Consider the following 9,986-nt stretch of genomic DNA (forward strand, 5'->3'; position numbering starts at 1 on the left):
TAAACCCGCTCCCCGGGTTTAATAAAATCCTCCTGTGGGCCCTTTGGGTGGCAATCTTGGGGGGGGGGGCCGGGGGGGGCGGGCCCGGCGGGGGGGGCGGGGCGGACACATGTCCGCCCGGCCCCTCCGTGCTGCTGCGCTGCTGCGGTCAGACCGCGCTGAAGCCGACCTTGCGCACCGTCGGCTCGCCGAGCTCGATGTACGCCAGGCGGTCCGTCGGGACCAGGACCTTGCGGCCGCGCTCGTCCTCCAGGGACAGCACCTGTGACTTGCCGGCCAGCGCCTCGGCGACGAGGCGCTCGACCTCCTCGGCGTTCAGACCGCTCTCCAGAACGATCTCGCGGGGCGCGTGCTGCACGCCGATCTTGACCTCCACGGCTATGTCCCTCCGACGGTCAGTGAAGTGCGCGACCTTCCGCGCCGTACGCTGCACACATTAGCCCGGTGAGGGGACGTACACGCTGCGGGCGAGCACGCCAGGAGCGAACAGCGAACGGGAATGCCCCGCGGCGCCGTCAGTGGTGGGACTCGATCCCGTGCAACGGGAAGCCCGCGATGCCCCGCCACGCCAGCGAGGTCAGCAGCTGTACCGCCTGGTCGCGCGGGACGGTGCGGTCGCTGTGCAGCCAGGAGCGCGCCACCACCTGGGCGAGGCCGCCGAGGCCGGAGGCCAGCAGCATCGACTCGGCGCTCGGCAGGCCGGTGTCCTCGGCGATGACCTCGCAGATCGCCTCGGCACACTCGTTGGTGACCTTGTCGACGCGCTCGCGCACCGCGGGCTCGTTCGTCAGGTCGGACTCGAAGACCAGGCGGAAGGCCCCGCCGTCGTCCTCGACGTACGCGAAGTACGCGTCCATGGTCGCCCGGACCCGCTGCTTGTTGTCGGTCGTCGACGCGAGCGCGCCGCGCACCGCCTGGATCAGCGCTTCGCAGTGCTGGTCCAGCAGGGCCAGGTAGAGGTCGAGTTTGCCCGGGAAGTGCTGGTAGAGGACCGGCTTGCTGACGCCGGCGCGCTCGGCGATGTCGTCCATCGCGGCCGCGTGGTACCCCTGCGCGACGAATACTTCCTGGGCGGCGCCCAGCAACTGGTTCCGTCGGGCACGGCGCGGCAGGCGAGTGCCCCGCGGGCGTGCCGCCTCTGTCTGCTCGATGGCTGTCACGCCGCCTCCCTAGGTCGTCCACATGAGTCGTACACATGCGGATCGCTCCGCGCGGCCATCGTACTTTTCGGTAACCGTGCTGTGCGCGGTGCGAACGCAGAATTTCACGTACCGGACGACGGCGAAAGCCGCACCGGGAAATGCGGACAGGCCAGGTGGGCCCACCGGGGGCCGGCCGTGGTCAGCGGTAGTCCTCCTCGTCGAGGGAGACCACACGTGCCTGTTCGATGAGATCGGCCTCGTTCGCGCGGTCCGGGTCCACCCCGGTGAGCGGGTCGTCGTGGGACGGCGTGATGTCCGTGTGCTGCTCGGCCGCGTCGCCCTCGGGGGCCTCGACATCGATCTCCGGGGCGTCCTGCGCCTCCAGATCGTCGAGTACGTCGGGGTCGCTGGGGTCTTGCGTCATGGTGGGCTCCCTTCCTTCGAACATCCCCGGCGGAAGCCGGGGGGCCACGTACGGGTGCCCTGTTTACGAGCGTAGGAGACACGGGATGAGGACGCTATGCCGTCCCGGCCCGCCCGGGTGGCTCTGTGACGGCGAACACACGAATCACTGTGTGATCGTCTCGTAACATTGGCCCATGTCTTCGACCGAGCTGCCCTCCGTGCCGCCCACCAGCGTGCTCCCAGAGGCGGCGGCAGTCAGAGTCGCGGAGGGTGAGCGGCTGCGGTCGGTGCGCCTGCCCGGCGTCACGCTCTCGGTCCGTTCCCGGCCGCCCGCGCGCGAGGGCCTGCCGCCCGCGCTGTACGTCCACGGGCTCGGCGGCTCCTCGCAGAACTGGTCGCTGCTCATGGAGCGGCTCGAAGGCGTCGTGGACGGCGAGGCGGTCGACCTGCCGGGCTTCGGCGACTCGCCGCCACCGGACGACGGCGACTACTCCATCACCGGGCACGCGCGCGCGGTGATCCGATACCTCGACGCGGCCGGCCGCGGTCCCGTCCATCTCTTCGGCAACTCCCTCGGCGGTGCGGTCGCCACCCGCGTCGCCGCCGTCCGCCCAGACCTCGTCCGCACCCTCACGCTCGTCTCGCCTGCCCTGCCCGAGCTGCGTGTGCAGCGCACGGCCATGCCGACGGTCGTCCTCGGCCTCCCCGGCGTCGCCGGGCTGCTCACCCGCACGACCGGCAAGTGGACCGCCGAACAGCGGGTGAGGGGTGTGCTGGCCCTCTGCTACGGCGACCCCGGCCGGGTGACGCCCGAGGCGTTCCAGGACGCGGTGGAGGAACTGGAGCGGCGGCTGCGGCTGCCGTACTTCTGGGACGCGATGGCGCGGTCCGCGCGCGGGATCGTCAACGCGTACACACTGGGCGGCCAGCACGGGCTCTGGCGCCAGGCGGAGCGCGTCCTCGCCCCGACCCTGCTGATCTACGGAGGCCGCGACCAGCTCGTCGGCTACCGGATGGCCCAGAAGGCCGCGCGCAGCTTCCGCTACTCCCGGCTGCTGTCCATGCCGGACGCCGGGCACGTGGCGATGATGGAGTACCCGGGCGCGGTGGCCGGGGCGTTCCGCGAACTCCTCGCCTCCGCCGGCGAGTCGGGCGGCGGACCGGTCGCGCCGGGCGCGGGGAGCTGAGGGGCGAGTGGGACGGCACAGTCGCCGCGGCCCGGCACCCAAGGGTGACCCCGCGGACATAGCGGACGTGCGCGCGGCCCGGAAACAGGGTCCGGGAGACGGGGACGGGGAGCGCGGGCCTGCGGGGACGACGGTGCCGCGCCCGGCCGGCGGAACACCGCCGGGCGGTTCGCCGCGGTTCACGGACGGGACCCCGGCCCACGGTGTCCCGCGTCTTCCGGACGGAACCCCGGCCCGCGGTGTCCCCCGAGTTCGTGGCGGTCACCCGCAGCAGCGTGAAGCGGGCGGTGGCTGGGGCGAGTTGGGCGGCCCGGGCGGCGCTGCCTCCGGGGCGGCCGGTGTGTCCATACCGCGGCAGCGGCAGGGCGGGCCCGCGAGGCCGCGGCAGGACTACGTCGACGCCTTCGACGAGGACGTCGACGTCTTCACGCCCCGCCCCGGCATCGGAGCCCAGCGTGCGGAAACGTATCCGCCCGGCTCCGGTCCGCGTACGTCCGCGCTGGCGTCCGACGCCGGCGGCGGTGCTGCGGACGACGGCACCGCGAACGCCGGCGAGCCCGCGCAACCCAAGGGCGGCAAGGGCCGGACCTTCGCCGGGATCGCGGCCGCCGCCGTCACCACCGTGCTCGCGGTGATCGTCGCCGGACAGGTCGTCGACGGCCGCGACGGCAGCGCCGTGGGGTCCGAGTCGGCCGCGGGCGGGACGCGGGCCACCGATGGCGCCGCCTCGCGCGGAAACAGCCGTACGACGCCGTCCGTCTCCGCCTCGCCCGGTGTGGCGACACTGTCGTACGAGCAGGCGATGGGTGAGAAGTACCCGCTCAGCGCCGAGCTGGCCGGGTCCGGGAAGTTCAGCACCGTGCCCGGGAGCGCGAAGGCGCCGGGCAAGGGGCGGAAGTACACCTACCGCGTCGACGTGGAGCAGGGGCTGGGGCTGGACGGGAAACTGTTCGCCGAGGCCGTGCAGAAGACGCTCAACGACGAGCGCAGCTGGGCCCACGACGGCGCCCGTACCTTCGCGCGCGTGTCCTCCGGCAAGCCCGACTTCGTGATCACGCTGGCCAGCCCCGGCACCACCGCCAAGTGGTGCGCCAAGTCCGGTCTCGACACGACCGAGGACAACGTGTCCTGCGACTCGGCGTCGACCGAACGCGTCATGATCAATGCGTACCGTTGGGCCCAGGGCAGCAAGACGTACGGCGACAAGATCCACGCCTACCGGCAGATGCTGATCAACCACGAGGTCGGCCACCGGCTCGGCTACGGTCATGTGACCTGCGACAAGGACGGCGAGCTGGCGCCGGTCATGCAGCAGCAGACGAAGTTCCTGGACCATGACGGGATCCACTGTCTGCCCAACCCGTGGCCCTACCCCAAGAGTTGACAGGTGGCTCATACATCACATTGACATGCGCAGAAAGTTCATACATATTTCTGGGCATGTCGTCCCTTCACGCCTCCGCGCGCGCCGCCATCGAGCTGGCGCTCATCGGCGTGACCGCGCTCTGCGTGGCCGACATCCACTGTCGCTGACGCCCGCCTCCAGGCGTTCGCGTCGCGACTTTTCTCTGTTGCCGTGACTTGGGTCGCGGCTCTTTCGACGACCTGACGCCGGGGCAGACGTCTGTTCACTTTCGTCTCACTCCTCGTCAATCTGTCTCGCCCATCGAGACTCGCCTTCCGAGAGGTCGTCATTCCGATGCGTCACCCGTCCGTAACCAGCGCCCGCGCGGCGTACGTTTCGCTTGCCCTGGTCGTGGCAGCGGGCGCCGCCGCCTGCGGGCCGAAGGACAACGATGCCAACGGCTCCAGTGGCGACTCCACGCCGCACAAGGGCGGCACGCTCACCGTCCTGAACTCCGACCCCCAGACGGACTTCGACCCGGCCCGCCTGTACACCTCCGGCGGCGGCAACGTGCCGTCCCTGGTCTTCCGCACGCTCACCACCCGCAACCGCGCGAACGGCGCCGCCGGCACCAAGGTCGTCCCCGACCTGGCCACCGACACCGGGCGCGCCAGCAAGAACGCGACCGTGTGGACGTACACCCTGAAGAAGGGCCTCAAGTACGAGGACGGCACCGCGATCACGTCCGCCGACATCAAGTACGGCATCGAGCGATCCTTCGCCCCCGAGCTCTCCGGCGGCGCCCCCTACCTGCGGGACTGGCTGGTCGGCGCCGCCGACTACCAGGGGCCGTACAAGGACAAGAAGGGGCTCTCGGCGATCGAGACGCCGGACGACCGCACCATCGTCTTCCACCTGAACAAGCCCGAGGGCGAGTTCCCGTTCCTGGCCACGCAGACGCAGTTCACGCCGGTCCCGCAGGCCAAGGACACGGGTACGAAGTACGAGGAGCACCCGATCTCGTCCGGCCCCTACAAGGTCGTGAAGAACGAGAACGACGGTGAGCACCTGATCCTGGAGCGCAACAAGTACTGGTCCGCGGCCGTCGACGACCAGCGCAAGGCGTACCCGGACAAGATCGACGTGCAGTCCGGCCTCGACTCGTCCGTGATCAACCAGCGGCTGTCGGCGTCCCAGGGGACGGACGCGGCCGCGGTGACGACGGACACCAACCTCGGTCCGGCCGAACTCGCCAAGGTGACGGGCGACAAGGAACTCGCCGCGCGCGTCGGCACCGGCCACTTCGGCTACACGAACTACATAGCGTTCAACCCGAAGGTCAAGCCGTTCGACAACCCCAAGGTGCGCGAGGCGATCTCGTACGCCGTCGACCGGTCGTCCGTGGTCAACGCGGCGGGCGGCAGCGCCCTCGCCGAGCCCGCGACCACCTTCCTGCCCGACCAGAAGTCCTTCGGCTACACGCCGTACGACCTCTTCCCGGCGGGTGCCACCGGCAACGCGGCCAAGGCCAAGGAGCTGCTGAAGGAGGCCGGTTACCCGAACGGGCTCACCGTCACGCTGACCCACGACAACGCCGACAACTTCAAGACGAGCCCCGAGATCGCGACCGCGATCCAGGACGCCCTCAAGAAGGCCGGCATCACGGTCAAGCTCCAGGGTCTGGAGGACAACAACTACTCCGACACCGTCCACAGCGTGAAGACCGAGCCGGGCTTCTTCCTCGCCGCGTGGGGTGCCGACTGGCCCTCCGGCGGTCCCTTCCTCGCCCCGATCTTCGACGGCCGGCAGATCGTCAAGGACGGCGCGAACTTCAACGCTTCCCAGCTCAACGATGCTTCGGTCAACGCCGAGATTGACGCGATCAACAAGTTGACCGATCTTGACGCGGCCGCCAAGCGGTGGGGTGCACTGGACAAGAAGATCGGCGCGCAGGCGCTGACCGTGCCGCTGTTCCACCCGGTCTACAAGCGGCTGGTCGGCAAGGACATCAAGAACGTCGTGATCAGTGACTGGACCGGTGTCCTGGACATCTCCCAGGTCGCGGTGAAGTAGCACCGTGAGCGAGGCACTTGTCGCCACCCAGGCCCCCGAGGCGCTCGCCTCGGGGGCTTCGGGGGCTCGTCAGTTCTGGCGGCGGCTGCGTGCGCAGCGGGCCGCCACGGTCGCGGCGGGTATCGTCGCGCTGCTCGTCCTGGTCGCGCTCGCCGCACCCCTGCTCACCGCACTGGAGGGCCAGGACCCGACCACCTACCACCCGTCGCTCATCGACTCCGCGCGCGGCGGCGTGCCGACCGGCCCACTGGGAGGCATCACCGGCCACCACTGGCTGGGCGTGGAGCCGCAGACCGGCCGTGATCTGTTCGCACGGCTGGTGTACGGGGCCCGGGTGTCGCTCGGTGTCGCGTTCTCGGCGACCGTGATCCAGGTCGTCATCGGGCTGCTCGTCGGAGTGGCGGCCGCGCTCGGCGGTGGATGGATTGATCAACTGTTGAGCCGGATCACGGACATCTTCGTCGCGCTGCCCCTGATGATCATATCGCTGGCGCTGCTCGCGATCGTGCCGCAGAGCTTCCCCCGGCCCGTCCTGGTCACCCTCGTCATCGGGCTCATCTCCTGGGGCAACATCGCGAAGATCGTGCGCGCCCAGACGCTCACCCTGAAGGGGCTCGACTACGTCGCCGCCGCACGGCTCAGCGGCTGGGGGGCCTGGCGCATCGCCCGCCGGGAGCTGCTGCCCGGCCTGGCCGCGCCGGTCATCACGTACGCCTCGATCCTCATCCCGGTCAACATCAGCGTCGAGGCGGCCCTGTCCTTCCTCGGCGTCGGGGTGAAGCCGCCGACACCCTCCTGGGGCCAGATGCTCACCGCCGCCGACGTCTGGTACCAGGCGGCCCCGCAGTACCTGCTCCTGCCGGCCGGCGCGCTGTTCGTGACCGTCCTCGCGCTGACCGTCCTCGGCGACGGCGTCCGCACCGCCCTGGACCCGCGCGCCGCCTCCCGGCTCGGTGTCGGCACCGGCCGCGGGCGTGAGGCCGTGACGACGGCGAAGGAGGAGTCCGCGTGAACGGCTTCGGCGGCTTCCTGCTCCGCCGCACCATCGGCACCCTGGCGACCCTGCTCGCCATCTCGGTGATCGTCTACGTCGTCTTCTACGTCACCCCGGGCAACGTCGCCCAGATCACCTGCGGCCCGCGCTGCTCCCCGGAGCAGGTGCACCAGGTGGCCCAGCAACTGCACCTCGACGACCCCCTGTACGTGCGCTACTGGCACTTCCTGCAGGGCCTGGTCGTCGGCCAGGACTACTCCACCGGCACCGCCGTGGAGCACTGCTCGGCGCCCTGCCTCGGCCTCTCCTACCAGACCGACCAGCAGGTCCTGAGCATCATCCTGACCAGGCTTCCGGTCAGCCTCTCGCTGGTGTTCGGCGCGATGGTGCTGTGGCTGGTCCTGGGCGTCGGCACCGGCGTGCTCTCCGTCTGGCGGCGCGGCCGGCTCACCGAGCGGGTGCTGACCGGCCTCACGCTGGCGGGCTGGGCCACGCCGGTCTTCGTCATCGGCCTGGTCCTGATGATCGTCGTCTGCGGCGAACTTCAGCTGCTGCCCTTCCCGCAGTACGTGAAGTTCACCGACGACCCCGAGCAGTGGGCGTGGAACCTGCTGCTGCCCTGGTTCTCCCTCGCCCTCATCGAGTCCGCCGCGTTCGCCCGGATGACCCGGGCGTCGATGCTGGAGACCCTGGCCGAGGACCACATCCGCACCTTCCGCGCGTACGGCGTGAGCGAGCGGTCGATCGTCGGGCGGCATGCCCTGCGCGGCGCGCTCGCGCCGGTCATCGCGCTGAATGCCAACAACTTCGGCTCGGCCGTCGGCGGTGCGGTGCTCACCGAGACGCTGTTCGGACTGCCGGGCCTCGGCCAGGAACTCGTGCACGCCGTCAGCGTGGTCGACCTGCCCGTCGTCGTCGGCATGGTCCTCGTCGTCGGCTTCTTCGTGGTGCTCGCCAACGCCGTCGCGGACGTGCTGTACGCGGTGGCCGACCGACGGGTGGTACTGACGTGAGTCTCGTCCGAGTCACTGACCTGACCGTCGAGTTCGGGGATCTGCGAGCCGTGGACGGGCTGTCGCTCACCCTGGAGCGCGGTGGGGCCCTCGCCCTGGTCGGCGAGTCCGGCTCCGGCAAGTCCACGGTCGCCTCGGCGCTGCTGGGCCTGCACCACGGCACCGGGGCCCGGATCGGCGGAGCGGTCGAGGTCGCCGGCACCGACGTACAGGCCGCCTCCGACGCCGAACTGCGGCGGCTGCGCGGCGCGAAGGCGGCGATGGTCTTCCAGGACCCGCTGTCGTCCCTCGACCCGTACTACGCGATCGGCGACCAGATAGCCGAGGTGTACCGGGTGCACACGCGCGCGTCACGGCGAGCCGCACGCGCGCGTGCCGTGGAGGTCCTGGACCGGGTCGGCATCCCGGACGCCCCGCGCCGGTCCCGGTCCCGCCCGCACGAGTTCAGCGGCGGCATGCGCCAGCGCGCGCTGATCGCCATGGCGCTCGCCTGCGAGCCCGAGCTGCTCATCGCCGACGAGCCCACTACCGCCCTCGACGTGACGGTCCAGGCCCAGATCCTCGACCTGCTCCACACGTTGCGCGAGGAGACCGGCATGGCCCTGCTGCTGGTCACCCACGACGTGGGCGTCGCCGCCGAGAGCGTCGACCAGGTGCTCGTCATGCGGCACGGGCGCGTGGTCGAACAGGGGCCGGTCGCCGCCGTGCTCGGCGCGCCCGCGCAGCCGTACACCCGGGAACTGCTCTCCGCCGTCCCGCGCGTGGACGCGGTCCGCGCGCCCTCCCAGGCGTCCGAGGAGGTCGTCCTGGAGGCGACCGGCCTGCGCCGCGAGTTCGGGCGCGGGAAACGGGCGTTCGCGGCCGTGGACGACGTGTCGCTGACCGTGCACCGGGGCGAGACCCTCGGCGTCGTCGGCGAGAGCGGCAGCGGCAAGACCACCCTCGGCCGGATGCTGGTCGGACTGCTGGAGCCGACGGCGGGCGAGGTCCGTTACGACGGCCACGCGCGCGTGGGCGTGAATCCGGCCGTCCAGATGGTCTTCCAGGACCCGGTGTCCTCCCTCAACCCGCGGCGCAGCATCGGCGAGTCGATCGCCGACCCGCTGCGGGCGCGGGGCGAACGCGACGAGGGGCGCATCCGGGGGCGCGTGACCGAGCTGCTGGAGCGTGTGGGGCTCGAAGGGGCGCACTACCAGCGCTATCCGCACGAGTTCAGCGGCGGCCAGCGCCAGCGCGTGGGCATCGCGCGGGCGCTCGCCGCCGACCCGCGCGTCATCGTCTGCGACGAGCCGGTCTCCGCGCTGGACGTCACCACCCAGGCCCAGGTCGTCGCCCTGCTCGGCGAGCTCCAGCGCGAACTCGGGCTCGCGCTCGTCTTCGTCGCCCACGACCTCGCCGTCGTACGCCAGGTCAGCGACCGGGTCGCGGTCATGCGCCGCGGCCGGATCGTCGAGACCGGGCCCGCCGACGAGGTCTACGACAACCCCCAGGACCCCTACACCAGGCAACTCCTGGCCGCCGTACCCGCCCTCGACCCCGAGGCCGCGGCCCGGCGGCGGGCCGCGCGCCGGGAACTGGCATCGACGTGACGTTTCCGCAGATCTGGGCACAGATCCAGATGTGACGTTCCGCCGCCATATGATTGCATAGCGCGACCGAACGTGGCCCGCACGGGAAAGTTACGACCGTTCACCCCTTTTGGTGGCGCCCTGGGGACCCCCCGCACACCCCCCCCCCGGGTGCCGCCAACCTGCTCCCCCGACGGACCCCCCCCCCCCCCCGGCCCCCCACCCCGAGAAAGGTCGCGGGGGGACACCCCGCCCACGC

10 protein-coding genes are annotated in these 9,986 nt (G+C 71.1%); 7 read left to right on the forward strand and 3 right to left on the reverse strand.

The genetic code is table 11. The features are described from left to right. Positions 1 to 148: 148 nt before the first annotated feature. From ACWGKQ_RS51255 to ACWGKQ_RS51265, 3 genes are all read right to left on the reverse strand, one after another. Entirely contained in the window at positions 149 to 376 is a 228-nt protein-coding gene (locus ACWGKQ_RS51255; RefSeq protein ID WP_453299017.1) for a DUF3107 domain-containing protein, read from the reverse strand. Positions 377 to 515: 139 nt separating this feature from the next. Next, positions 516 to 1,160, reverse strand: a complete 645-nt coding sequence (locus ACWGKQ_RS51260) for a TetR/AcrR family transcriptional regulator (protein WP_453299018.1) — start codon at positions 1,158 to 1,160, stop codon at positions 516 to 518. Positions 1,161 to 1,341: 181 nt separating this feature from the next. Beyond that, complete coding sequence (locus ACWGKQ_RS51265; RefSeq protein WP_453299019.1) at positions 1,342 to 1,566, reverse strand: hypothetical protein; 225 nt, start codon at positions 1,564 to 1,566, stop codon at positions 1,342 to 1,344. A 175-nt stretch (positions 1,567 to 1,741) separates the two neighbouring features. Between ACWGKQ_RS51265 and ACWGKQ_RS51270 the strand changes: the two genes are divergently transcribed. The 7 genes from ACWGKQ_RS51270 to ACWGKQ_RS51300 all read left to right on the forward strand — a co-directional run bounded on the left by ACWGKQ_RS51270 (position 1,742) and on the right by ACWGKQ_RS51300 (position 9,748). Next, positions 1,742 to 2,734, forward strand: a complete 993-nt coding sequence (locus ACWGKQ_RS51270) for an alpha/beta fold hydrolase (protein WP_453299020.1) — start codon at positions 1,742 to 1,744, stop codon at positions 2,732 to 2,734. A gap of 340 nt (positions 2,735 to 3,074) precedes the next feature. Further along, positions 3,075 to 4,118 carry a DUF3152 domain-containing protein gene (locus ACWGKQ_RS51275; protein ID WP_453299021.1) on the forward strand — a complete coding sequence of 348 codons (1,044 nt, stop codon included), beginning with the start codon at positions 3,075 to 3,077 and terminating at the stop codon, positions 4,116 to 4,118. Between the two features lie 56 nt (positions 4,119 to 4,174). Continuing rightward, entirely contained in the window at positions 4,175 to 4,267 is a 93-nt protein-coding gene (locus tag ACWGKQ_RS51280) for an Ms4533A family Cys-rich leader peptide (RefSeq protein WP_351321593.1), read from the forward strand. Between the two features lie 166 nt (positions 4,268 to 4,433). Then, positions 4,434 to 6,152, forward strand: a complete 1,719-nt coding sequence (locus tag ACWGKQ_RS51285; RefSeq protein ID WP_453299022.1) for an ABC transporter substrate-binding protein — start codon at positions 4,434 to 4,436, stop codon at positions 6,150 to 6,152. 4 nt (positions 6,153 to 6,156) lie between these two features. After that, positions 6,157 to 7,164 carry an ABC transporter permease gene (locus tag ACWGKQ_RS51290; protein ID WP_453299023.1) on the forward strand — a complete coding sequence of 336 codons (1,008 nt, stop codon included), beginning with the start codon at positions 6,157 to 6,159 and terminating at the stop codon, positions 7,162 to 7,164. Continuing rightward, positions 7,161 to 8,159 carry an ABC transporter permease gene (locus ACWGKQ_RS51295; RefSeq protein WP_453299024.1) on the forward strand — a complete coding sequence of 333 codons (999 nt, stop codon included), beginning with the start codon at positions 7,161 to 7,163 and terminating at the stop codon, positions 8,157 to 8,159. The genes ACWGKQ_RS51290 and ACWGKQ_RS51295 overlap by 4 nt, the downstream gene beginning before the upstream one ends. Further along, entirely contained in the window at positions 8,156 to 9,748 is a 1,593-nt protein-coding gene (locus ACWGKQ_RS51300; RefSeq protein ID WP_453299025.1) for a dipeptide ABC transporter ATP-binding protein, read from the forward strand. Before ACWGKQ_RS51295 ends, ACWGKQ_RS51300 begins: the two co-directional genes overlap by 4 nt. Positions 9,749 to 9,986: the final 238 nt, after the last annotated feature.

Source organism: Streptomyces sp. NPDC054770 (genome assembly GCF_053611985.1).

What these genes read in the sequence shown, in the direction of transcription:
- ACWGKQ_RS51265 (WP_453299019.1), bottom strand. Translation starts at nt 1,566, where the DNA reads ATGACGCAAGACCCCAGCGACCCCGACGTACTCGACGATCTGGAGGCG.
- ACWGKQ_RS51270 (WP_453299020.1), top strand. Translation starts at nt 1,742, where the DNA reads ATGTCTTCGACCGAGCTGCCCTCCGTGCCGCCCACCAGCGTGCTCCCA.
- ACWGKQ_RS51280 (WP_351321593.1), top strand. Translation starts at nt 4,175, where the DNA reads ATGTCGTCCCTTCACGCCTCCGCGCGCGCCGCCATCGAGCTGGCGCTC.
- ACWGKQ_RS51285 (WP_453299022.1), top strand. Translation starts at nt 4,434, where the DNA reads ATGCGTCACCCGTCCGTAACCAGCGCCCGCGCGGCGTACGTTTCGCTT.